This is a genomic window from Dyadobacter jejuensis, assembly GCF_003149085.1.
Lineage (GTDB): Bacteria > Bacteroidota > Bacteroidia > Cytophagales > Spirosomataceae > Dyadobacter > Dyadobacter jejuensis.
Genome location: NZ_QGDT01000002.1, coordinates 265914 through 291439, shown reverse-complemented (window position 1 = coordinate 291439; position 25526 = coordinate 265914). Strand labels below are relative to the sequence as shown.

13 protein-coding genes are annotated in these 25526 nt (G+C 44.3%); 8 read left to right on the top strand and 5 right to left on the bottom strand.

What is annotated here, in order from left to right; translation table 11 throughout:
• Positions 1-40 precede the first annotated feature (40 nt).
• The 7 genes from CLV98_RS05325 (at position 41) to CLV98_RS05295 (ending at position 10634) form a co-directional block, all read left to right on the top strand.
• A complete protein-coding gene (locus tag CLV98_RS05325) occupies positions 41-1753 on the top strand; it encodes a GMC oxidoreductase (protein ID WP_109673279.1) in 1713 nt (570 codons plus the stop codon).
• A 222-nt stretch (positions 1754-1975) separates the two neighbouring features.
• Entirely contained in the window at positions 1976-2644 is a 669-nt protein-coding gene (locus tag CLV98_RS05320; protein ID WP_109673278.1) for an RNA polymerase sigma-70 factor, read from the top strand.
• Between the two features lie 62 nt (positions 2645-2706).
• Positions 2707-3717: a FecR family protein gene (locus tag CLV98_RS05315; protein ID WP_109673277.1), complete on the top strand. Its 1011-nt coding sequence runs from the start codon at positions 2707-2709 to the stop codon at positions 3715-3717.
• A 20-nt stretch (positions 3718-3737) separates the two neighbouring features.
• The gene (locus CLV98_RS05310; protein WP_109673276.1) at positions 3738-7181 is read left to right on the top strand and encodes a SusC/RagA family TonB-linked outer membrane protein; all 3444 of its coding nucleotides are present in this window, start codon (positions 3738-3740) and stop codon (positions 7179-7181) included.
• A 21-nt stretch (positions 7182-7202) separates the two neighbouring features.
• Positions 7203-8705 (top strand): RagB/SusD family nutrient uptake outer membrane protein, encoded by a 1503-nt coding sequence (locus CLV98_RS05305; protein ID WP_109673275.1) that lies wholly within the window; start codon positions 7203-7205, stop codon positions 8703-8705.
• Positions 8706-9087: 382 nt separating this feature from the next.
• Entirely contained in the window at positions 9088-9729 is a 642-nt protein-coding gene (locus tag CLV98_RS05300) for a response regulator (protein ID WP_109673274.1), read from the top strand.
• Between the two features lie 260 nt (positions 9730-9989).
• Complete coding sequence (locus CLV98_RS05295) at positions 9990-10634, top strand: response regulator transcription factor (protein WP_158281199.1); 645 nt, start codon at positions 9990-9992, stop codon at positions 10632-10634.
• Positions 10635-10744: 110 nt separating this feature from the next.
• On the opposite strand, the gene CLV98_RS05290 is transcribed toward CLV98_RS05295, so the two are convergent.
• From CLV98_RS05290 to CLV98_RS05280, 3 genes are all read right to left on the bottom strand, one after another.
• On the bottom strand, positions 10745-13720 hold the full coding sequence (locus tag CLV98_RS05290; protein WP_109673272.1) for a GEVED domain-containing protein: 2976 nt from the start codon (positions 13718-13720) through the stop codon (positions 10745-10747).
• A gap of 710 nt (positions 13721-14430) precedes the next feature.
• A complete protein-coding gene (locus CLV98_RS05285) occupies positions 14431-15786 on the bottom strand; it encodes a T9SS type A sorting domain-containing protein (RefSeq protein WP_109673271.1) in 1356 nt (451 codons plus the stop codon).
• Between the two features lie 136 nt (positions 15787-15922).
• Positions 15923-16597: a hypothetical protein gene (locus tag CLV98_RS05280; RefSeq protein ID WP_109673270.1), complete on the bottom strand. Its 675-nt coding sequence runs from the start codon at positions 16595-16597 to the stop codon at positions 15923-15925.
• Between the two features lie 534 nt (positions 16598-17131).
• On the opposite strand from CLV98_RS05280, the gene CLV98_RS05275 reads away from it, so the two are divergent.
• A complete protein-coding gene (locus CLV98_RS05275; protein WP_109673269.1) occupies positions 17132-19177 on the top strand; it encodes an alginate lyase family protein in 2046 nt (681 codons plus the stop codon).
• 42 nt (positions 19178-19219) lie between these two features.
• Here CLV98_RS05275 and CLV98_RS05270 read toward each other — a convergent pair whose 3' ends face one another.
• Positions 19220-22360: an ATP-binding protein gene (locus CLV98_RS05270; protein WP_229203224.1), complete on the bottom strand. Its 3141-nt coding sequence runs from the start codon at positions 22358-22360 to the stop codon at positions 19220-19222.
• 55 nt (positions 22361-22415) lie between these two features.
• A complete protein-coding gene (locus CLV98_RS05265) occupies positions 22416-25481 on the bottom strand; it encodes a two-component regulator propeller domain-containing protein (protein WP_146202229.1) in 3066 nt (1021 codons plus the stop codon).
• Positions 25482-25526 lie beyond the last annotated feature (45 nt).

The window sequence follows — 25526 nt, the reverse complement described above, 5'->3', positions numbered from 1 at the left end:
CGATTAAAGTAGTGTAGTTCCTAATAACTACTAACAGAATATGGCGAATTTTAATATTGACAGTAAAAATGCCCGGACATACGATGCAATCGTGATTGGTTCGGGGATCAGTGGTGGATGGTCGGCCAAGGAATTGACCGAAAAAGGGATGAAAACCTTGCTTCTCGAAAGAGGAAGAAACGTAGAGCATATCAAGGATTACCCTACCACCAACATGATGCCGTGGGAGTTTGCCCATCGGGAACGTATGCCTAAGGCGGTGGTGGATGCCAATCCCATAGCGGCCAGTTGTTATAACTTCAAAGAGTCGTCGGCGCATTTTTTTGCCAAGGACGACGAGCATCCATATATTCAGGAGCAGCCCTTTCAGTGGATACGCGGCTACCAGGTAGGAGGAAAGTCGCTCCTATGGGCTCGACAGACGCAACGGTGGAGCCAGTTTGACTTTGACGGCCCGGCCCGCGACCAGTTCGCGGTAGAGTGGCCCATTGGCTATCAGGACTTGGCGCCTTGGTATAGCCATGTTGAGAAATTTGCCGGTATCACAGGAAATAAAGATGGGATTGATGCACTTCCAGACGGGGAGTTCCTTAAGCCCCATGATTTGAATTGTGTAGAAAAATATTTTAAGGAAAAAGTAGCTCAGACCTATCAAGATAGGCATATCATCATCGGCCGGGCCGCTCATATCACCGATGCCAAGCAAATACACCTCGACCAAGGACGCGCTACCTGCCAGCATCGTACCATGTGCGAAAGAGGCTGTCCCTTTGGAGGCTATTTTAGTAGCAACGCATCGACGATCCCTTGGGCCTTAAAAACGGGCAATCTTACCCTACGTCCCGACTCGGTGGTGCATTCGTTGATCTACGACGAAAAGCTAGGCAAAGCGACGGGCGTTCGGGTGTTGGATAGCAATACGCAAGAAATGATCGAGTTTTATGCCAAGATTATTTTTGTTAATGCCTCGGCATTGAATACCAATCTGATCTTACTAAACTCTACCTCTTCCCGCTTCCCCAATGGCCTAGGCAACGATAATGGCCTAATGGGAAAATATGTGGCCTTTCATAATTATCGGGCCACCGTATCGGCCGACTACGACGGCTTCTTAGACTCTACCACCGATGGCCGCAGACCCAACAGTGGGTATATTCCCCGTTTTAGAAACGTCTACAAACAGGAGACCGATTTCTTGAGGGGCTACGCCGCCGGATTTGGTGCCAATAGAAGCACTTATAACGATAAGAATGGAATGGGTGAGGAACTTAAAGAGAGTTTGTCTAAAACCAAATATGGGGGTTGGCACGTAGGTTCGCATATGATGGGTGAAACCATCCCCAAAGAAAGTAGTTATGTGGCGCTCGATCCTAACAAAAAAGATCCCTTTGGCATGCCTATGTTGCGTATCAACATCGGCTATGACGATAACGACGAGAAGATGGTGAAGGACTATATGGAGCAGATGACGGAGATGTATACGAAGGCAGGCTTTACCAATATCCGCACCCACGACAACCACCGGGTCCCTGGAAACGACATCCACGAAATGGGTGGGGTTAGGATGGGTAAGGATCCCAAGACCTCCTTACTCAACAAATGGAATCAGCTTCATTCCGTCAAAAACGTATTCGTTACGGATGGAGCCGCTATGACGTCTACTTCCACCCAAAATCCCTCGCTTACCTATATGGCATTTTCGGCAAGGGCTGTAGACCATGCGATCAAGGAGATTAAAGCTAAAAATCTCTAAGCAAATAAAAGTAATTTTAATAAAACCCCTAAGAGGCTATCCGCTGTATGGATAGCCTTTTTTGTGTTAATAGCTAAGTTTTTGCTTCTTGTTTTAGATTAAAATGAGCATGTTTCGGCCTGATGAATTTTATAAATAAAAATAAAGTAAGTTTTTTTATTAGTTTAGTAAGGGAATTCGGGTACAAAAAAGTCTTGTAATTATTACAAAACGTAGGATTGTATGAACGGACTATATGCCAAGGAAGAACGACCTAGTAAGCGACCATTCGTGACCGAGCAAGCACATAAGGAAGATGCCGCTCACGAAATGGATACCAACTTTTTTATCCAAACCACCTTCGATTCTTGCCCCAGCAAGGGGCTCGAACTCTTGTTTCGTCGCTTTTATGGTCCCCTATGCAGCCACGCCGTTCGATTTGTATATTCTAGGCAGATCGCCGAGGACTTAGTTAGTGAGGTGTTCTTTCAATTTTACAGGACCCGCTCCTACGAGAATATCACCACTTCCTATACGAGTTACCTCTTCCGGTCCGTACGCAACGAATGCTATAGTTATATGAAAAGGGAGTGCAAATATAAGGTCGACTCCCTGGCCGTATCGGGTGATATTAATTTGTCGAGTAATCAGCCGGAGCCCGATGCCGAAATCCATTTCAATAATCTGAGTATTAAAATCAACGAAGTAATCGATCAGTTGCCCAAGCAATGCCAGAAGGTTTTTCTGATGAGTCGTTTCGAGAATAAGAAATACCACGAAATCGCCAAGGAACTCGATATTTCGCCTAAAACGGTGGAGGTACATGTGTCGAAAGCCTTAAAATTTCTACGTGCATCTTTAAGTGGAGAATGGCTGATTTTGGCCCTTTTCTTTATCAATAGCGGTATCTAATAAGATTCCTTCCGCATCCTCCCGCGCCCCCCGCCCTTCATCACCTAGCCAAACGCAGCATAATGAAAACGACAATCTCTAAATATATATTTTTCGATTATTTATCCGGACGCTCCAACCCTCTGGAGCGAAAACTAGTAGAGGAATGGATTCGGAACTCCGAAAACCTGGAATGCTATTATGGCTGGCTTATGGAGTGGGAAACCCGTTATCCACAGTTTATTCCCGACCAGCAGCAGGCTCTGGAACGCCTACAGTATCGGGTAACGCATGAAATGGACGCGGTGCCATTGGAAGAAGAGGAGCCTGAGGAGAGCAGTAATTTCTGGCAATGGCCCTTTCTCTATCATCCGTTTTTGGGAGTGGCCGTGGCCTTGGTATTAGTGCTAGGCATAGGCGTATGGTTTGGCGATAGTTTGTGGTATAAAGATTATAGAACTGGCTACGGGCAAACCACCAATATATATCTGGAAGATGGAAGCCGGGTATCCCTGAATGCCAATTCTAGCTTAAAGGTCCCTCGAATTGGTTTTTATGGGAAGGTTAGAAAGGTTCTCTTAGAAGGGGAGGCCGAGTTTGCGGTAAGTCATACCCTAGACCATCAACAGTTTGTGGTCCAAACTTCCGATACCTTCCAGGTGCAGGTCCTCGGAACCGAGTTTTCGGTGCTGGCCAGGCCTAGAGCCACCGAGGTAGCATTGAAGTCAGGCAGTGTACGTATTGCCTATACCGAAAAGGCCAAAAACAAAGGCGTCACCATGAAGCCCGGCGACTTGGCTAAGCTCAATCCCCACGGTGGTGTTCAGATACTCAAGCAGCCAGACCCTGATGCCTTTGGGGCTTGGAAAGAGCAGCGTTATGTGTTTAACGCGACCTCTGTTAGAGAGGTGAGTCAAATGATCCGTGATAATTATGGCCTTACCGTAGTGGCGCGTAAGGATATTCTCGATAGGAAAATTACCGGCAATTTTAAAACCAAAGATGTTGACGAACTCTTAAAGACTATTTCTGAAGTGCTCAACCTGCGGGTGGAGCCTGTAAAAGATGATACCATTCAAATTTCTAACTTTTAAATCACCTTAACCTTTTTAATATGAACATAAAACTTTCCGCAAGGCAATCTGCGCTGATTGGGATGGTGCTTCTGATGCAACAAGCACCCCCTATTACGGCTCAGGATATGGCATTTGCCTCCCGCGTTACCTCCCATATACGGTCGGAGGAACAGGATTTGAAACTGAAGAATGTGCTGTTGGACTTACAACGGCATTATGGGGTCGAAATCATATTTGAGGACCGACTGGTAGGTTCCGTAGACGTTACCTCCAAGCAGCTGAATTATACCTGGACCATCGAGAAAAACCTAGACTTGCTGCTGAAGAAACACGGTTTGTTTTTTAAGAAAACCAGAGCCAATACCTTCGTGATTACCGATAAAAAGAATCAGGAAGGCGAGCGTCCACGATCCAGCACTTCTACACAATCGGTATTGCAGCCTGTCAGTTCAGTACCCCTTATCGTCGATCGGAGTATTCAAGGCCTGGTAAAGGACGAGAGTGGTATGGGGTTACCCGGCGTAAGTGTGGTTATAAAAGGCACCCAGCGTGGAACATCCACTGGAGCCGATGGCTCCTTTCAACTCGATATACCGGAGTCACTTGGCAATAATGCGGTTTTGGTACTTAGTTTTGTTGGCTATAAGTCCAAGGAAGTAACGGTAGGAAGCAGGACGAGCCTTGAGCTTAATTTGGAACAAGACACCAATGCATTGGATGAGATCGTGGTGGTAGGGTATGGAACGGCGCGGAAATCGGACCTGACTGGGGCCGTGAGTACCGTGAAAGGCGAAACCCTACAGGAACGCCCCGCTGCCTCTCTGAATCAAGCGCTAGCCGGTAGAATGACGGGCGTCAACGTATCGGTGAACTCCGGTAGGCCTGGGGGACGTGCCAATATCCGCATCCGGGGAAATACCTCGGTAAGTGTGGCTAACAACCCCTTGTATGTTATCGATGGGGTGATTTTGAACGCAACCGGACTGTCCAACGGGAGTACGCCTATCGACTATATCAACCCCAATGACATCGCCTCTATTGAAGTGCTAAAAGATGCGTCGGCGACGGCTATTTATGGTGCAAGGGGTGCCAACGGGGTAATACTGGTTACCACCAAGAGGGGCTCGAGCCGAGGTGGGCAGATCAACTACGATGCGGACGTCAGTGTAGGAGTTCTGGCAAAAAAATTGGAATTGCTGAATTCTAAGGAGTTTTTGGAGGTAGAGGAGATTGCCTATTCCAATGCCGCCAAATATGACCCAGTAGGCTGGGCCGGTGGTAAGTACACGGATCCTAAAACCAAACGTACCAATCCACTACTGTTCGATGCCAACGGTCAGCCCCTTTATGATACCGACTGGCAAAAAGAAGCCACTCAAAAGGCCATTACGCAAAATCATCAACTGTCGTTTTCAGGAGGAAATGAAAAGGATAGCTACGGGGTATATCTGGGTTATAGGAATGAAAATGGGATTATCCGGGAGTCCTGGCTTAAGCGGTATTCGGGTCGGTTTGTCTTCGACAGCCAGATCAAGAAATGGTTGAAAGTTGGGGGAAGTATGGGCTATAACGATCAGAATGAAAGCCAAATCGACCCATTAGGAGGCGGAGGTATTATAGCCATGCGCCAAGTGCTGGAGGCATTGCCTATTATTCCCGTCAAATATCCCGATGGACGCTGGGGTGGAAATGAGGATTATCCAGGCATGGAAGGTGGGGGTAATCCCGTCAATATCGTCAATGAGCGTTTGTTTTATCTAAAGACCCAAACCTTGTTGGGGAACATTTACTCTAATATTTCTTTCGGAAAAGATTTGCAACTTCGGACTTCTGTAGGGACCAATATCATCAATCAACGCAACGACTATTACGGAGGGCGAACCTTGAATTATATTTCGAGAAACCAAGGAGGGGATGCTTACGTGCGCAACGATCGGTATAACAGCTGGCAGTTTGAGAATTATTTGACCTATAACAAAAAACTCGGCACCGACCATTCGATTAATGCTTTACTAGGGTTTTCTTGGCAGCATGTCGATCAGTTTTATGCACAGGCCCGCTCTCAGAACTTTCAGGACGACTACTTTGGTTATAATAACCTCGGAGCGGGAGCTACCGCCGTGGCCCCGACTTCCGGTGCCAGCGCTTATGGTTTGAACTCGTATTTTGGTAGGTTCAATTATAGCTTGAAGGACAAATACCTCATCACCTTTACGGGTAGGGCCGACGGCTCCTCAAAGTTTGGATCGGCCAACCGCTTCGCCTTCTTCCCCTCTGCCGCATTGGCGTGGAAGCTCTCGGAGGAGGATTTTATTAAAGAAATCCCGGCTATCTCTAACCTAAAGCTACGTACTAGCTACGGGGTGACCGGAAACTCGGAGATTACGGCCTATCAAGCCTTGGCCGGTATGGGCAACTATTCGGTGATCTTCAACGGCAGCAGAGCCATTGGGATAGGTATAGACCGCCTGGCGAACCCTGATTTGCGCTGGGAGAAAACGCACCAAATCGATGCGGGCTTCGAACTGGGGCTATTCCAAAACCGCCTGTCTGTTGAGTTTGATGTATACCGTAAGTTGACCACCGATATGCTCTTGAGTGCTCCCGTGCCTATGAGTAGCGGGTTTACCCAGGTATCGCAGAATGTCGGTAGCATGGAAAACAAAGGGGTGGAAATTGGCCTGAATACCGTCAATATTAATCAAGGGGACTTCGCTTGGAATACTACCTTCAATTTGTCGATCAACAAAAACAAAGTGAAAGCCCTAACCGGTGGAGCCGATATCTTTATAGGGTCCACGGTCGTAAGAGAAGGGGAGCCAGTAGGTTCGTTTTTTGGCTTCGTTCATGAGGGTACCTGGGGGACCGACGAGGAGTCAGTGGCGGCTCAGTATCTGAAAAAGCCAGGGGACATCAAATACAAGGATGTTAACGAAGATGGGGTTATTAATGATAACGACCGGGTAGTGATCGGCAAAGGGATTCCCGACGGATTTGGAACCTTCCTGAACACCTTTAAGTATCGCAATTTTGATTTTACCGTCGATCTTCAATTTATGTATGGCAACGATGTGCTGTACCGCAGTAAGCACTCCGCCGAAGACCGTCAGGGGATTGCCAATAGTTTTAGGTCGGTGTTAAATGCTTGGACTCCCGAGAATCAGAATACTAATATTGCGCAGCTACGACCAGTGTCGGCCGGGTATAATACCAATAACGATACCGACCGGGTGCGTGAAGCATCCTTCTTAAGAGGTCGTAACTTGCTGTTGGCCTATACTTTCTCTCCCGATATCGTAGAACGTCTGAAGCTGAACAGATTAAGAATGTATGCTTCGGTTCAGAACTTCTTCGTTTCTACCAAATATGAAGGCTACGATCCTGAGGTATCCACTTCGGGTAGTGCGTTCGATCAGGGGGTGGCCTTGTACGATTATCCTAAGCCAAGGGTGTTTATGTTTGGTATCAATATTGGTCTGTAACCTTTTAGCCTTTTATTAAAGATGAAATATATAAAAACAACCGCCCGTATCGCACTTTGCAGCGTCATGATGCTTTGGGGCAGTGGATGTAGTGATTTCTTGGATGAAACGGATCCATCGAACTTTACGAAGGAAAATTACTTTACCAAGCCCGCTCATGCGGAGAGTGCGGTGAATGCCATATACGATGCCCTCAAATCCACCACTGGAGGGGGCTTCGGTGGGGCGCCGTGGATGATGTTGGAATTTGCTACCGGCCTAGCCAATACCGAGCTCGGACAGGCTCAAAACAGTATATTTGTGCGTAACCTGGTCAATAACTCCGATAATGGCTATGGAGTGACGTATTGGCAGAGCTCGTACCGTGGTATTGGTAATGCCAACCTGGCCATTGAAAAGATTCCAGGGATCAATATGGATGAGGCCGCTAAAAACAAGTATCTCGGTCAGGCTCATTTTCTGCGCGCCTGGTATTATTACAACCTGGTGCGGATCTTTGGTAAAGTGCCACTGATCACCACGTCTATCGAACTGGGCTCAGAGCAGCTGTACCCGGAAGCGGCAGAAGTGTCGGCCATTTACGACCAGATCGTCGCCGACCTGAAAGCGGCCGAGGCGTCGGGTCTGCCCTGGACCGACAAAACGGGTCGGGTGAATATGGGGGCGGTGAAGTCCGTCTTGGCGGATGTATACCTCACCATGGCGGGGTATCCCCTTCAAAAAGGAGCTGAATACTATAAAAATGCCGCCGACAAAGCGAAGGAAGTGATCGACTCGAAACAGTTTAGCCTCTTTACGAGCTATAATGACTTGCATGACCCTTCCAAAAAGAATATTCAGGAGAATATCTTTATGGTACAGTTTGCCGCTTTTCTACAGCCCTCAGGCTGGCAATCGTCCATTATTCCTTATAACCAGGGGATATCGGCCTATTCCGATGAAACGGGCGCCATATTCGCCAATAAGGAATTTGTAGAGTCCTATGAGCCAGGAGATAAAAGAGCCAATGAAAAGGAGTTCTATTATCGCTCTTATACCCTAAGTAGCGACCGTAGTAAGACGGTAGACCTAGGTGGTTATTATATCTATAAGCACTTCGATACCGCTGCACACCTGACTACGACGAGTTCGGATCTCAATTGGTGCCTAATCCGCTATGCCGATGTTTTGCTGATTTTTGCCGAAGCGTCTAACCAAGCTCAAGGGCCGAATGATGCCGCTTACGAGGCCGTTAACTTGGTACGGAAACGGGCGGAACTGGCACCATTATCTGGCTTGACCAAGGAGACTTTAGGTACTGCCATCATGAAAGAGCGGATCTATGAATTAAGTTTCGAAAACCGGACTTGGTACGATATGGTTCGGTGGAGGAAGGCCTTTAACGTGACCTCCAAAACTTTCGAAGATTATGTGGGTCACCAGTTCTCCTATGGGCCGGTGCTGAAGGAAAGGGAGTTGTTGTTCCCCATTCCTACCTCCGAAATACGCAATAATAAGCTATTGGATCAAAATGTAGGTTACTAGACCGATCAACAATAAAAGCCAAATATGCCGTAGCCTCTCAGCACCTGCTGGAGTGGGCTACGGCATTTGTGTTTTTAGCTTTCCGACCCAACTCCTTAGTATCGGAAAGTGTGGAGGAGGGAGCTTATTACACTTGGCCTCAATCGAAAATATTCCACAAAACCATTTGTCGAAGTATTTAATATTTTAGAATGAATCGTAATTTCCCTATTTGGAGCCGATATTGATAAAAAAGATGGATAAAGAATTTGATTTTTCATTTTTCTTATTTGTTTTTAAATAAAAAAGGGTATTTCTTATAGTAACAATTCTATCGTTGCATTTAAGTAAATAGTATTAAATTTGAAGAGCTAAACGCTCATACGATATAACCTATTGAAAAATGATGACAAACGTACTTATTGTTGATGACCAGCCCATTACCTGGTTAGGGATGGAATCTATAGTTGGAAACGTGATTAAGGAGGCCCAATTCAACTTTGCTTCGACTTTCGACGAGGCAGTGGAATATTGTGAACAAAGTGCCTATGACTTGATCTTGTTAGATTTGTCGTTACCGGGAGGTTTGGGTGTTGAGATGATAGGAAAATTAAGGAGCATACAGAAAGATGTTCGGATATTAATCTGTTCGGGGCGGGATGAGATCACCAATGCACCCGTATACATCCATAAAGGAGCCAATGGATTCGTCAATAAGACGGCACCTAACGAGCAAATTGAAGAGGCGGTCCGTATGGTGCTTGCCGATAAGCGTTATGTAAGTGCTGAGGTACAACGCAATATTTTGGATCGCTTCGTAGATGGGGTAGCTTACCCATCTAACCCTATAGAAACGTTATCGCCAAGGGAAAGGGAAATACTGGACCTCTTGTTAGCGGGTAAATGGACCAAGGAAATTTCGGACATACTCGGAATAAAATTCTCCACAGTCAGTACGCATAAGACCAGAATTTTCGATAAAATGCAGGTAGATAATATCCTGGAACTATCGAAAAAAGTAGAACTTTATGGGGTCGAACACTAAGAACGTATTAAAGTGAAACACAAAAAAAACCTTTCCTAAGAGCGGAAAGGTTTTTTTTGTAGATGAGGGATTTACTATTTTTTTGTCGAGGAAAAGTAACTGTTTTTACGCCTATTCAGCCGAAGTTTTTCAAATATAAGGATGAAGTTTAATTTGACTACTAGTGCCATAGCCTGTCGTATATAGAAACATTTCTATTGATAATGTTTAGGTATAATACTAGATTTGTTGACTAATAACACTAAACATGCATGATGATTATGAAGAATATATTGATAGTCGATGATCACCCGGTGGTTCGATTGATTCTAAAGAAAATACTTGGACGGATTGATTCGAATGCATTGATAACGGAATCCAAAAGTTTCGAGGAAGCCGAAAATGCCCTCAAGACTAAACCTATGGATTTAGTAATCCTCGATTTAAGCATCCCTGGAGGGAAGGATGTGCTAATGTTAGGAAGTTTAAGGAAAATTCAGGCGAAGGTCCCTATTTTGATTTTTAGCGGCCGGGAGGAGAAGTCCCATGCCCCATATTATGTAAATCAGGGAGCCAATGGTTTTGTGGCCAAAGTAGCGGAAGAAAGTGAGGTGGCTTTGGCGATTCAGACCGTTTTGAATGGGGGAATATACCTTCGAAAAGAGATCAAACAATTGATTTTTGAATCCATTCTTGATCAAAATGAGTTTCAATTTAATCCTTTACATAGCCTTACCGCCCGGGAAAGGGAGATGATGCAACTGCTTGTGGAAGGACATACGGTAAAGGCTATTGCGGCCTCGCTCTCCGTAAAAATTTCTACGGTAAGCACTCATAAAGTTCGAATATTAGAAAAATTGAAGGTTAATAATATCATTGAGCTAGCCAAAAAGGTAGAACTCCTGCAAAGTGAACTGGCGCATTAATAGGGCCGGTTAAAGAGGCTCCGAGCTTCCTATATTTGCAATACCTATTTAATACCAAGAGGCCGTATTCCAGCGAATACGGCCTCTTGGTTTATGTAAATGTTGGCGTTTTATTTATAGATAACAAGCTTATGTGTATCAGTTACGCTGCCCTTGCGTTGTATTTTTAGTACATACACACCAGGCTTTAACTTTCCTAACTGAAGCTTACCCTGTGCATCGAGCATTCCTGGGTCGGAAAGTAAGGTCTGTCCATTCGCCCCTATTAAGCGATAGGACAGTACCTGCTCTGGATTCTGGAGGGTAACGTACTCTTGAGCAGGGTTGGGGTAAACTGCTAGTTCGTTCGTAGTTCCTTCAAAGTGAAGGCTGCGTATACGGCTATAGGTATAGGTGTCATCCAGATCTACCATCTTTAGTCTATAGAGGTTCTCTCTAGAGAATGGACTTGGATCCGTAAACGCATAGTTACGAAGTGCTGTGCTCTCTCCATAAGCATCCATTTGGCCCAATGGGCGCCAGTCTTTTCCGTTTTGGCTGCGCTCTATCTCGAAATGGGAGCTGTTGGACTCCGAGGTGGTAGACCAGGTAAGCTGTGCCGCTGCGTGTTCTTTGGTGGCCTCAAAGGAGACTAAGGTTACGGGGAGGGGGCAATCTACATTTACTGTGATGGTCGACAAGGATTCTAATCCATTTCCATCCTGAATGGCATAGCCTACTGAAGAGGCGCCTTGGAAACTAGATACTGGAGTAAAAGTTACGATACCTGTATTGGGATCTAACACAAAGCTACCTTCATCGAGAATGGTTACGGAGAGTACTTTGCTGCTATTAGAAGGGTCGATTAGTCTGGTTTCGGCCATGGTAATGGGGGCAGCTCCTGCCAAATCATTTTCCACGATATTCATGGTTCCCGCCGAGCAAGAAGTGGAGAATTCATCGGGTACTGCCGTTGGCGGTGGTACTAAGAAGATGGTAAGGGGATAATCCTCTACCTCCCCATTACTTGCCGACCCGGAGTCACCGCTAGGATTGGCGACCTCCGCCGCATCAGAAGCTAACCTTAAGCGTATGTAGGTCTGTCCGGCCGAAAGTCCGCTTAACCCAGTCCAGTTGAGGGTGGCTGAGTTAGCCCCGTTGGGAACGGTTGCTTGTGCTCTTTCTCCGCTGTTAAATACCCCATTCCTGTTAAAATCGACCCATCCAGATAAGGTGGCATCGGCGCCGGTGGTATTGGTCACGGCTACGTTTAAGCTATAGGCAGTATAGCTGGTCCCTAGCGGAGGAATAGCCGTTAAGCCGTCCTCATCGTCTGGGGAATCGGTGGTGTCATCCCCGTTGGCGGTGGAGGTAGGTTGGCCATCATCTTCCGCATCCACATTTTGACCAAGGAGTAGGTCTTGGCTAAGAATATGAGAAGGACCGCCAGTGTTTAATAAGGTAATATAGCTGTCTGGTGCATCACCCAAGTCGGTTTGAAAGGCGAGAGCCGAAGGACAAGAGGCGCCATCGTTAGAGCCATTCGGTGATTGCGTGGAGAGTAGGGTGGCAGAGTTTGTTTCCACATTGATTCGATAATATTTCCCTAGACTATTACTGAACCCATACAAGAAACCTTCTTGGTCAAAGAACGTAGCACCAAAGCCGGTGGTTTCGGCTTGTATTCCCCCTCCTGATACGGCGGCTGCGCCTACTGAAAAGGATAGGTCACTAGGTTCTATGATTAGGATTTTAAAAGCATTGGCTCGGCCAGGGTTTATGATGCTATAAAATTTCTTGTCTTTGGGGTTGTAGGAAAAATCATAAATCGCGTAGCCAATTATCGTTGTGCCATAAGGTGCGGTATCGAGAACGTAACCTTGAACCGGGTCTACAAGTTGCAAATAGTTAGGGCTATCTGCATTTAAGTCAATGATATAAAATTTAGTTTCTAAGGTTGTATATAAATACAAATATCCATCTTCAGTGACATCTCCTACGTTATAGGAATCACTGGGTAGGTTGGGTATAGTAAAATACGTTTCATTCGCCTCCGAATCAATTCTGACAATTCTGTTGAAATGATTATCTGAACCCCATATCATATTATCTTTTACGTTATAACCAATGCCGTTATAAGTAGCACTAAGCGCCTTCACGCTCGTCCTGTTTCCTGTAAAAGGATTGTAACGGTATAAGGTACTATTAGTTGAAGCGCTTGTAGAGATAACTTGATACAAATAGGAGTCACAATTAAATGGAATTGGGGCCGTAAATGGCATGGTTACGGTACCATGATTAGGACTAGCTTGTCCGGCTTGGTCAATTATGGAATACTCAAAACTTAGGGTAAGGTCCCCATCGTTGGGATCAACCAAAAGCAGGGCATCGTTAAAATTGGCTATGGACTGGCCAGCGGTAACGGGTGAGCCGTTATAATAGAGGGTGCCATCGGCAGGCAGGGTCTCTATAACCACCGTGCCGGTTCCGGTGGTCCATATATTTCCATCCTCTGTATCCAAGGCATTGGGGGCCACAATGGATACTTTATAATTACCATTGGGGTTCTGTTGGCTGGCGGCCGTTATGGATAGAGACTCTGGAAGCTGCTCAATACCAAAATTGATATTGGTTAGGTTTCCACTCCCCGGCATGGTGATTTCGATGATCCCTGTTTGGTTTGCATTATCGCCTGTACCGCTGGCGTTAGAAGTGAGATTGATGCCCGTATTGACATAATTATTGGGTAATGAAGGACTCGTTAGTAACGAGCCTAAAGCGGGTTGAGTCGCCGTAATGATCAACTTATAGACGGCGCCGTTGGTGGCACCAGTAATGGTAGCCACCCCACTACTATTTACGCTACCCTGTCCGATGATCTGATTGGTGCTGATATCGATCAGGTTAATCCATAAAGGAGTGGTACTTCCATTAATAAAAGACTCCGAACTTTTTTGAGCATTTCCATTGTCATCGTTCCATACCTTAATGGTAACTGTGGCAGCATAAGTACTGGCCAGGGTTGCTATTACAAAAGAAATGGTTAAAAGCAGAGCCAGCATCGTTCTTCGAAACGAGTAGCAAATTGTAGAATTATAATGCCTCATAATATTTAGGTTTAAGTATCGTGTTGATTCTATTTTATTACTTCAATCATCTTATTCCAATGCAAATGGTGATTTATAAACTCTGTTTGAAGGGCTAGAAACCCAATTGTTGATCGATATAAGGGTGAGGGGTCTGGGGTTGATGGAAAAGTTTATGACCATTTTAAATAATCCGTTCATTTTCATAGTTTAGTTGTGTTATAGTTATAAAAAATAAGTTGATAATTAAAAGTGTAATAGGTAGATATAATAAGACTACAGTGAGCTAGAATGATCTGGGTGAACTAGAATGATCTGGGTGAAATTGAATTAAGCGTGTTTGTCCAAGCTTAGTATTTATAAATGATCTCTCAAAGATAGTTCGATATATGATCTCGTATTATCACCATATGATTTGCTGTTTTTAGTAATGTTTCGATCTTTCGATTGGTTTCTATTGTTGTTTATAGTCGTAAGAGTTTTGTGAATACTGTAGCGGTAGCGCTTTTAATATGGAAATCTGGGGATGAAATTGGGTAAGGATCCTCGGCAGGGAAGAAGTTTTAAACTTGAGACAGGGCATAGAGCGCGCGGAGGGAAGTGCCGTTAGGGGTATTGGAGACGAATACGAAATAGGAATATCGAGTCGATTTTTCTTTTTAGAGCGTGGATATATTAAAAGAGGCTGCCCTTTTGAGACAGCCTCTTAACTTAATATAAAAAGTGCAATTCTATTTATCGATAACTAGCTTGTGGTGCTCAGTTAGCCCGCCCTTGCGTTGTATTTTTAGTACATACATACCGGGGGTTATTTTACCTAGCAGTAGTTTCCCCTGGGTATCCAACATTTTTGGGTCGGAGAGTAAGGCTTGTCCATTCGGCCCTATTAAGCGATAGGACAGTACCTGCTCTGGGTTTTGAAGGGTGACGTACTCCTGAGCAGGGTTCGGATATACTGCCAGTTCGTTCGTCCTCCCTTCAAAATAAAGACTACGTATACGGCTATAAGCGAAGGTATCGTCCAAGTCTACCATTTTTAGTCTATAGAGATTCTCTCCAGAGAATGGACTTGGATCTGTAAACGCATAGTTACGAAGTGCTGTGCTCTCTCCATAAGCATCCATTTGGCCTATTAGGCTCCAGTCTATGCCGTTTTGGCTGCGCTCTATATCGAAATGCGAGCTGTTGGATTCCGAGGTGGTAGACCAGGTAAGCTGGGCCGCCTCGTGTTCTTTGGTGGCCTCAAAGGTTACTAAGGTTACGGGGAGGGGGTCCACTTTTCCTGCCAGGGTATATATGGTATAGGTATCGGGAGTAATATTGGCTGTGGTGCTGATGGACCCAGCCGTAAGATCACTGCTACCTCCCAAAACACTTACATCGTCCTTTGAAGAGGGAATTTCTTCCCATTGGGAAGTGGACGGATTCCAGCCAACGATCGTGAGTAGTTCCAATTTATTATTAGTAAGTGCATCTACTGCACTGCCGCTATTCCAGGACAAGGTGATGGCAGAGGGATTACTGCCATCTATGTCCCAATATTCAGCCGTGCTGACGGCATGGATGTCCGCTTGTTTATCGGCCGTTGGAAAGGGCCCTGAAGTAGGAAGTATTGGGTAATTGCCCCCTCCGAGGTTACTGGTTACGGCCGAATTGGGATCTACGCCAAAATAAGCACCTGTTGTACCCGCTCCATCGGCGCCGAAAGGACGATAGGATCCATTATCTCCTACAGGATAAAGGAAGTACCCAGCTCCTAAGTTACGCACATAGCCATCTACATGGTTGGCGTCATCTGCCCCCGTAACTGTTAGGCTTGCAGAGCTGTAGTTAAGTACGCCGTACTGTACCGTTCTTTCCGTATTGATAATTCCAGGCATAGTCCCCCCTCCACCGGTAGTGAAGTTATGATCGCCAAAGAAGGTCATCTGCGCACCACTAAAAATGGTGGTGTTGCCTTGGGTACCCTCTTGTGCATGTACATCAATCACAAATGCCATGAAGACTATCCTTATGACGATATTGTAACTTCGTACCCCTTTCCATTTAAAGGGAATGGGTATGGAGTTTTGATTTAATTCCTTCATATTTTTTTTGATTTTAAGTCGGTTATTTATAAACCAATTTAAACGATTTACTAGTTATTTATGAATACAAAGAGTATTAAGCATATTATTACCTGTTTCCATTCGCCAATATAAGGCGACAGGAGTATGTAAATAGTTAGTTGGATAATTTTATCATTGTGAAATGACCTTCTGCTATAGAGTATTTTGCAAAGGAGCTTTTAATCCGTACATCTACTACGTCTCCTGCATTTAAAAATATTGAATTTGAAATATTTACATTTGGTTTTGCGTTCTCTGTCCACGAGTCGTCGTAACCCGCAAAAGCACTAGTACCATTAACATATATGGTTAATCCTATATTGAAGGTTGAGGAAGTATTAGTTACTTTTTTTAAGCCTGCATTTACTTGATAAATACCGCTACTTGGAACTATAACTTGGCTCGTTCCAGGAGAAAAATTATTTCCTCTATCTTCAAGTTCTGTATCAAAAAGAATTTTAGTATATCCGGTAGGAATCGCTTGGTCAACGGTTGACTTTGCATAAATCCACAATTCGGTATTTTGGCTTAACGGCGTCTTCCAGCTAGCAGTACCATTTATATCGCTTGTCAAAATCTTTCCATCTCCCTCTGTCCCATCTTTAATGGTGACCTTTCCAGTAGTTTTATCGATTGCTATCACTCGGTCGGGGGTGGAAGCTTCAACTTCAAGGTTATTGGTTGGATCTATCGAGGTAGGATTGGTCCCAATTTTTACTTGAGCGAAAAGTGTGGTGCTGGCGGTGAAGGCGAAAAACAATGCGGTCGTAAAGATTTTGTTCATTTTCATAGTTTGATTGTGATATAGTTTTAAAAAAAATAGGGATTGGTAAAATTTTAGTAAAGAAATAAGTGTGTGATTGGCCCCAAGGGCTTAAAAAAAAATGAAGGATAATTAAGTTTTTGTGTGTATAGTATGAATGTTGTTTTAAATCTGCATCAAATTTAATTTGTCATAAACTCGTATGTTTTAGCCGCATAGCCTTGGTGTTATAGAAACATTTCTAGGTGTTTATTGGAATGATAGGAGGGGTTTTGAGTGACCAAATAAAAAGATCTAATTGTGGGTTGTATTGGCTCTTTTGTATGATGATTTGTCGATGTTATTTTGGTTTTTGAAAGGAATTCTTCCTTGTAAATGAGTGGTTTAAAGAATTAAGGGTGTTATTAGTTTTTCTAAATATTGGAGGTGGAAAACAAGGAATATTGAATTTGGACAGTAAAAAATTAGGAATTTGGGGTTTAGTGGATAGGCGCTGCTGGCACAATTGGGTGGGTGGAGCCTGGTTGTTACTCCCTAAACCCAGAATTTAAATACGAACCCATGAATCTAATCCACCGAGTTGGGCTGCTATTGGCCTTTATCGTTATTCCCTTTTATTTACAGGCCCAAGTAGCTTGGCAACAGGCTACCACCGTCGAGGATATCTGTAAACTGGCTCCAGAAACGATGCATAAAATGCTAAAGCAGTATAACCTGGACACTCCTGGTCTGGAGGGAGTACGGTCGGCTTATAAAAATGGGGATCTGGAGCAGGCGTGTAGCCTGTTATTGCAATTTTATCGCCAGGGTACTCATGCTGCTCATTTAAGGAGGACCTTGCCGAAGGTCTCGGGAAATCGGGTAGCCTTGGCCGATACCATTTTAAATAATGTTTTTGTAATTCAAAATGTACGGGGGCAGGTCCCATATGGGGCCGATGGCCATAGGGACTGGTATTATAAGGGGCCTCATAACGACCGGGAATGGGCCTGGTTGTCGAACCGCCATACGCAGATCAGCCAGGTGTTAGACAGTTATTTTGCTACTGGCAACCCGGTGTATCCTCAATATATAGACCTTTTCCTTCGGGATTTTATCCTAAAGAGCGCCCCCTATCCCGCAAAAAAAAGTGGTACCTCGGTATGGAGGGGGCTGGAAGTAGCGGCCCGGGCCAAGGTATGGTCTAAGATTTTTTATGGGTTACTCCATAGCGAGTACTTGAGCGATGCCACCCGTTTGCTGATGCTCAGCAGCTTGCCCGATCATGCCCATTATAACCGCCATTTCCATGCCGGTAACAACTGGTTGACCATGGAGATATCGGCATTGGCTACGGTGGCTACCAATTTTCCTGAATACAAGGAGTCGGCGGCCTGGCTCGATTATTCCATAGGGGCGATGGTAGAGAGTATGAAGGGGCAGGTATATCCCGATGGGGTACAAACGGAGCTGACCTCCCATTACCATAATGTATCTTTAGCCAATTTTGAACTCTTTAAAGATATCTGTGACCGGGCCAATAAGCCCCTGCCCGATTTCTATAACCAGACCATCTTGGATATGTATGGCTATATCTCCAGAAATATCCGTCCCGATGGGTTTCGGGCGCTCAATAACGATGGAGACCGGGGAAGCGATAGAAAATTGCTATTGGCCGCTGCCCAAAAATACCAGCGCCCCGAATGGGCCTATCTGGCGAGCAATGGGGAGTCTGGAGCCCGCCCTAAGGAGGGGCCCTCTTACGTTCATCCCTGGGCAGGACAGCTGGTGTCGCGCAGCGGCTATGACCATCAGGCCCATTGGTCGTTTTTCGATATAGGGCCTTGGGGCAGTGGACACCAACATAACGATATGCTGCATCTGTCCGTTGCCGCCTATGGGCGCGACTTTCTGGTAGATGCCGGACGTTTCGCTTATACCGGAGAAGTGGCCGATAAGTTCCGCCCCTATGCCAAAGGAAGCGCTGGGCATAATGTGCTGTTATTCGATGGAAAGGGACAGAGTCCTGGCCCTCGGTTGGCCGATAAACCTCTAGATATGCGGCATTATAAAATCACCCCAGACTACGACTATGCCGCCAATAGCATGGCGGATTTTCAAGACTTAAATGGGAAGTTGGAGCATACCAGGGCTGTAACTTATGTAAGAGGCCAGTTTTGGGTGGTGGTGGATCGGGTAACGACCGACAGGCCCCGTAAGGTGGAGGCCCTTTGGCATTGGCACCCCAGTACGGTGGTGGAGGCAGAGGGGCCCCTCGTGAAAACGAATCATCCCAAGGGAAACTTGGCGGTAATCCCTATGGGTGCTCCTGCCTATGCCATTAGCCTTGTCAAAGGTCAGGAGAAACCGGATCTTCAGGGTTGGTACAGTCCCGAATACAACCAATATGAACCCAATGTGGCCAGTATTTACGAAACAGAAGTTCCTGAATCTACTACCCTGGTTTGGCTGCTGCTGCCCTATGAGAGCACACTTCCTGAGATTAAGACAGGGGTGTTGTCGGTGGATGCGCAGCAGGTTCGAATAGAAGTATCCCTAAATGGTAAGACTTGGAACCTGGCCATTCCTTATCAGCAAAGTGACCTGCTGGATGTCACTAGCCACTAATTTAGCACCCTTCGTTCGGGCATCGTGTGGCACCGGAAAGGATTAAAGTTTAGGCACTCCTTCCGGGGGGAAAGTTAATGTCACCACGGTTCCATTTAGGTTTTGATAAAACAGGGTCACGCCAAGCGTTTCGCAGGTACTTTTAATCATAGCCAGACCTAGCCCGTGGTAGCTCTGGGGGGGGGCTATATGGTCCTTTGGCGGACTGTTGAGCCATAACAGCAGTTCATCGGGTATCCCTGGGCCATTGTCTCGGACGGTGAGTTCGAGGGTCGACTGTGAAAACTTCGTGGACCAGCTGGCATGGATTGCTACCATCGCATTCGGCTTGGACTTAAAGGCATTGTCGATCAGGTTATGAATTACGATACCTAGCAAGTTGGCATTGGTTTTGATTTTTAACTCTGGGTCTATGGTTATTTTGATGGTGCCCTTATTGATCCAGGAGAGACTTTTAAATAAGGTTGTTTTGTCTTCGACCAAAGGTTTGAGAGATACCAGGTTCCAGCTACCTTGTGACTCCGTAGTAATGGCTCTTAAATAATGGGTCATGTCGTCGGTGAGGCGCATCATATGGCGCATGGTTTTCTCGATAAGTTGACTAGAGGAGGAGACTTCACTCGCCTCTCCATTGGCGATTTCTTTGGGTACTTCGGTGAGCCATGCGTGCATAAATTTTAGTGGAGAACGGAAATCATGGGTGATGGAAGCAAGGATATAAGTATGTAACTTGTTTTGTTTAAGTAATTCGGATTGAGAGTTCTTTAGGTCTAGTACAGTTTGTTGTAAGGCGAGGGTTCGTTCTTTGATTTTACCTTCCAATAATTCGTTTTGTTTTAAGGCGCGTCTTAGCTGGAGGTCTATAATCAATAAAATGAAACCCACGATGGCGAGTATAAAAAAACCGATTGCCCACCAAGTTAGGTACCATGGTTTTAGGATCTGTATGGTCAAGCGTTTAGTAATAATACTATCCTTGTCGAAGCCCCCAACTCCCTTGATGACCAAGGTATAGGTGCCTGGTTTTAATGGTGGTAGGGGAATGGAATGGTCACCTGGTTCTATGGGGTACCATTCGGGTGTAGTACCAATCGGGACTAATGAATAGTATATCTTTAAATTGGTGGGATCTCCCAGATAGGCATTGCTGAATGCAATCTTGATTTGCCCTTGGTCATGAACTAAAGCTAACGTATCTTCAATTGGTTTCATCTCTTGCTTACCCACCAGTACTTGGTCGATCACTATGGGAGCTAATTTTTGTTTATGCTTAATCTGCTTTGGATTAAAGACCACTAAACCGTCCATCGATGGGAAGGAAATAAGTCCATTGGGTAATTTTAAGGCGCAGGGTTGGCAGCCTCCATTGAATTCATTGTGATTAAACCCATTCGATTTATTATAGTAGCGAAAATAGGGGATTGTTTTATTGGTAGCATAATTCAATAAAGCCTGCTTTTTAAACTGAAAAAGACCATTATTGGTATTAATCCACATAAAACCGGAGCTGTCTTCTACCATGCAGTGCGATCGTGCAAGGAATCGGTTATTGTCTAAAGGGAATTTAGTTATTTTGTTATCCTTGATCAGAAAAATTCCATTTTGATAGGTCGTGATCCACATTTCATCGAGTTGAGGGTTGTATATGCTTCGAATAAAGAGTCCATTCAGTTGATTAATTCTGGAGGTTTTCTTGGTTTTTAATTCGATTCGATAAAGACCATCTCTGGTTCCCACCCAGAGGACATTATCAAGGGCTTCGTGTATCCATGTAATTCTTCTAAGTGGAGCTCCAATAAACTTTTTTGGCTTAAGGTCCTGGCTGTTGATGTCCAGATAATACAGTCCCAATTGTCTAAACGCAACCCAAAGTCGATTGTTCTTACCTTGATAGATCCATGATATTTCATCAGAATATTTATTTTTGGATAAAATTCCTTTGGCTTGATGATCATATTTGTATAAATAAGAGAACCCTTTAGCCCAAAAGTTTCCATTAAGGTCGTGTATAAGGCCATATTTATCTTTAAATCTATGGTTTTGGGATAAGAGATTATTAAATTCATATTTAATATTTGGATACTCCGAGAAATTAAAAATATCTCCCTGAGGGCTAATGATGCTGTGTTTGTTTAAAAGTTCCTGGGCATAATATACATCGTCGGAATTCGAAAATGGATTGTTGATTGTGGTAAATTGTTTTCTTTTGATAATATATAAACCCTCTATGAGACTACCTAAGTACAGTTTTTGTGTTTCTATGTCAAAAAAGACCGACCGAATCTGCCTTGAAGTGAAATCGAAATTAGATAGCAACTCTGTTGCGATTAGATTCCCATTCTTTCCTTCATTTAACCGATAAAGTTTCTTGTTGACATACAAGAACGATTGATTGTTTGCATTATTCCAAAAAATTTGGCTTTTCTGGTTGTTACTTTTAGGTAGGTTGATAATCCTGGCTATGCGGTAGGAAGAGGTACTGACTTCTGGGTCGAAAACGATGAGGCTATCCTTGTCCGCCAAACGGTATAAACGGTTATTTAGTCTAAAGAAATGCCATAGATTATCGCTTTTTATGGGGTATCGTGCCACTAAAGTATGGCCTCTTAGGAAGTCAATTTTATCGTGTGAACAATTAAAGAGACGATAATCTGAATAGGGGATTTGAACGCTTTCAGGAAAGAATAAACCTTCTGCGTCTTCTGGTAGTCCTCTTGTTAAGAAGTGCTTCGGTTTGTTGGAAAAAGAATTTTTAATAAGCGATTTGCTTAATTGTGAATGATCCATTACTCTTTCAAATTTGCCTTGATGGAGTCTTAGTCGTTCATATTGATCAGTAACGGCATAGATATATTGGGGGGGAGCGGATAGGTCAGGTTCGAAGGAGTGGATTCCACGGATATATTCAAATTCACTATAATTTATAAATTTTTGACCGTCATATCTAGACAGTCCTGCTTCGGTACCCAGCCAAATAAAACCTGCGTCATCCTGAGCAATTTTTTTTACGCTATTTTGTGGAAGTCCATTTTCGTCTGTATAGTGTTGTATATGATAGGATTTGTTAGCGATTACAGTGGGTTGGGCTTGGATAGGAGGATAACCAATACATACCAACCATATTAATATGGTGAAAATATTACTAACCAAACTTTTATAACGATAGGGTAGGTTTAAGAACATGGCCATTACTCAGTTAAGGGTTTAGTCGATTCCGTTTAATTACTTGGTTGAGACCCTAATCGAAGGTCAAAGTAACCTCCGTACCATGATGATTATGATATCGTAATGAAACTCCCAAGGTCTCACAGGCACTTTTGACCATGGCCAATCCAAGCCCTTGGTAGTTCTTTGGGGGCGAGATATTGTCTTTGGTCGGGCTATTGAGCCATAGTAGGAGATCTTCTGGCATTCCAGGGCCATTGTCTTGGACGGTGAGCTCAAGGATAGGCTTGGAAAACTTTGTTGACCAGTTCGCGTAGATATGTACCAAGCCATTTGGCTTGGCCTTAAAGGCATTATCGATCAGGTTATGAATTACGATACCCAGCAGATTAGCATTGGTCTGGATTTGAATGGTCGGATCTATATCTATTTCTATGGTTCCCTTATTGCTCCAAGTGATGCTTTTGAATAGGGTCGTCTTGTTTTCAATCAATGGTTTAAGCAGTACTGGGCTCCAACCACTGTGGGCTTCAGAGGTGATGGCTTTCAAGTAATGCGTCATGTCCTCGGTGAAGCGCATCATATTGCGCAACGTCTTTTCTGCGATAAGGCTTGAAGAACGAAGGGAGTCGGTTTGCCCATTGTCTAGCGTTTTGGGTATCTGGGTCATCCAGGCTTGTATGAACTTTAGGGGAGAACGAAAATCGTGGGATATCGAAGCGATGATATAAGTATGCAGCTTGTTTTGTTTCAGTAATTCCGATTGGGAGTCTTTGAGGTCCAAAACCGTTTTTTGGAGGGTCAGAGTTCTTTCCCTGATTTTCCCCTCCAACAGTTCATTTTGCTTTAACGCATACCTAAGCCTTAGGTTAAAAAATAGTATTATGAGGCCTAGGGTGGAGAGTAGGAGCATACCAATAGCCCACCAAGATTGAAACCAAGGTTTTTTAATTTGAATTGTTAAATGTTTGGTCACCACACTTTCCTTATCGAAGCCTCCAATGGCCCTGATGATTAAGGTGTAATTGCCCGGATTTAACTGAGATAGTGTAATGGAATAGTCGGCAGACTCTAGCCGATACCATTCGGGTGTGGTACCAGCCGACCGCAGGGAATAATAAAGTTTAAAATTGTTCGGGTCCCCAAGATAGGCATTGCTGGTATACAACTTAATTTGCTCATGGTCATGGTCGAGCGTTAAGGTGTCCCCGGTAGGTTTTACTACTCGTTTACCCACAAGCAGTTCATCGATGACTATAGGCGTTGGTTTCTGTATACTTTGGAACTGGTTGGGATTAAAGATTACCAAACCGTTCATGGAAGGAAAGGAAATTTGGCCATTGGACCATTGAAGAGCACAGGGCTGGCAACCCCCATTGAACTCGTTGATATTAAATCCGTTCGATTTGTTATAATGTCGATAGTAAGGGATGGTTTTATTAGCTGCATAATCGAGTAATGCCTGCTTTTTAAATTGAAAAAGGCCATTATTGGTGTTTACCCACATAAAGCCGCTGCTGTCCTCCACCATACAATGCGAGCGGGCTAGGAAGCGGTTTTGGTCTATGGGAAGTTTGGTGATTTTATTATCCTTAATCAAGTAGATTCCATTTTGATAGGTGGTAATCCACATTTCATTGGGCTGGGGACTGTAAATGCTTCGGATAAAAAATGCACTGAGTTGTTTTATTCTTACCGTATTTTTATTTCTCAAATCAACCTTATAAAGTCCTTTATCGGTTCCAACCCACAGGGCCTCTCCCTCGGTTTCCTGTATCCAGGTGATATTCGTAAAGGGGGCACCTATCAGTTTTTTAGGCTTTAAGTCCTGGCTGTGGATGTCCATATAGTAAAGTCCAGACAACCGAAATCCGATCCACAGCCGATTGTTTTTACCAGGATACAGCCAGGTCATGCCATCTACAAACTTCCTTTGTGCGATGATCTTGGTGGCGGTACTGTCATATTTGTAAAGTTTTGTAAAGCTTTTTACCCAGAAATTCCCAAGTGAATCCCGGACCATACTGTATTTGTCTGTGTTATAATGATCACCTAATTCCTTGTTTTCCTGAATATGATATGTTTGGTCTGGCTTTAAATCGAAAAGGTACCCTTGGGGGGTAATGATGGTGCTTGGGTTTAATAGCGCTTGGGCATAATAAACATTATCGGCATGTAAATTAGGATTTGTAAGGGTGGTAAAGCCTTTCTTCTTAATTACAAATAAACCTTCAGTCAGACTTCCCAAGAACAGAGTTTGGTGGTTTTGATCGTAAAAAATGGATTGAATTTGTCGAGATCGGAAATCGAAACCAGTAAATAATTTTTTAGCCTTGAGGCTGCCATTATTATCTTGTATTAACCCAAATAAGGTTTTATCTACCCAAATAAAGGCCTGGTTGGTTGCATTGGACCAATAGATAATGGTATTGGCAGTCTTGAAATTTGGTAGGTTTTCAATATGGGAGCTTTGGACCAGGGATCTGCTTTTTTCAGGGTCCATTATGGACAACTGACCACTATCTGAAATGTGATATAATTTGTCGTTGATCCTAAAAAAATGCCAGAGATCATCACTCTGGAAATTATAGCTGGCCACCACCTGATGACCATCCATGTATTGTACCTGGTCGGTAGAGCAAATATAGGTTCTTGGTCCTGAGAAAGGGATCAATAACTGTTCGGGGTATACGCTCCCCGCCACGGGTTCGGGGAGGCCTCGGGTAAGATAATTTTTGGGCTTGGGTAATAAGGAATTTTTAATCAGTGCTTCATTCAATTCTTCACCATCCCGTATTCTCTCCGCTTTACCGCCGTTAATTCGGACACGATCATATCGGTCTGTCACGGCATAGATATGGCTAGGGGAAGGTGAGAGGTCAGGTTCAAAAGAATGAATTCCTCTGATAAAATTGAACTCGTCAAAATTTTTAAAGTTCTGTCCATCGAACCTAGATAGGCCCGCGTCGGTGCCAAGCCATATAAAACCCGCATCGTCCTGGGCTATTTTTTTGACGCTATTCTGAGGCAAACCATTTTCATCGGTATAATGCTGAATATGATACTCTAAGTCAGCAGGATGCGGAGCTTGGGCCTGAATAGAAGCCGTTGGAACGCCGATAAATAGAATTAATTGCAAGCATGATGTTATCAGTTTAGGTAAGTTTAAAGTGATGGTCACGGA

Excerpts from the sequence above, each read along its gene's own strand:
- CLV98_RS05315 (WP_109673277.1), top strand. The coding sequence starts at position 2,707 with ATGAAAACGACAATCTCTAAATATATATTTTTCGATTATTTATCCGGA.
- CLV98_RS05305 (WP_109673275.1), top strand. The coding sequence starts at position 7,203 with ATGAAATATATAAAAACAACCGCCCGTATCGCACTTTGCAGCGTCATG.
- CLV98_RS05300 (WP_109673274.1), top strand. The coding sequence starts at position 9,088 with ATGATGACAAACGTACTTATTGTTGATGACCAGCCCATTACCTGGTTA.
- CLV98_RS05310 (WP_109673276.1), top strand. The coding sequence starts at position 3,738 with ATGAACATAAAACTTTCCGCAAGGCAATCTGCGCTGATTGGGATGGTG.
- CLV98_RS05320 (WP_109673278.1), top strand. The coding sequence starts at position 1,976 with ATGAACGGACTATATGCCAAGGAAGAACGACCTAGTAAGCGACCATTC.
- CLV98_RS05290 (WP_109673272.1), bottom strand. The coding sequence starts at position 13,720 with ATGAGGCATTATAATTCTACAATTTGCTACTCGTTTCGAAGAACGATG.
- CLV98_RS05325 (WP_109673279.1), top strand. The coding sequence starts at position 41 with ATGGCGAATTTTAATATTGACAGTAAAAATGCCCGGACATACGATGCA.
- CLV98_RS05270 (WP_229203224.1), bottom strand. The coding sequence starts at position 22,360 with ATGTTCTTAAACCTACCCTATCGTTATAAAAGTTTGGTTAGTAATATT.
- CLV98_RS05280 (WP_109673270.1), bottom strand. The coding sequence starts at position 16,597 with ATGAAAATGAACAAAATCTTTACGACCGCATTGTTTTTCGCCTTCACC.
- CLV98_RS05285 (WP_109673271.1), bottom strand. The coding sequence starts at position 15,786 with ATGAAGGAATTAAATCAAAACTCCATACCCATTCCCTTTAAATGGAAA.
- CLV98_RS05295 (WP_158281199.1), top strand. The coding sequence starts at position 9,990 with ATGAAGAATATATTGATAGTCGATGATCACCCGGTGGTTCGATTGATT.
- CLV98_RS05275 (WP_109673269.1), top strand. The coding sequence starts at position 17,132 with ATGAATCTAATCCACCGAGTTGGGCTGCTATTGGCCTTTATCGTTATT.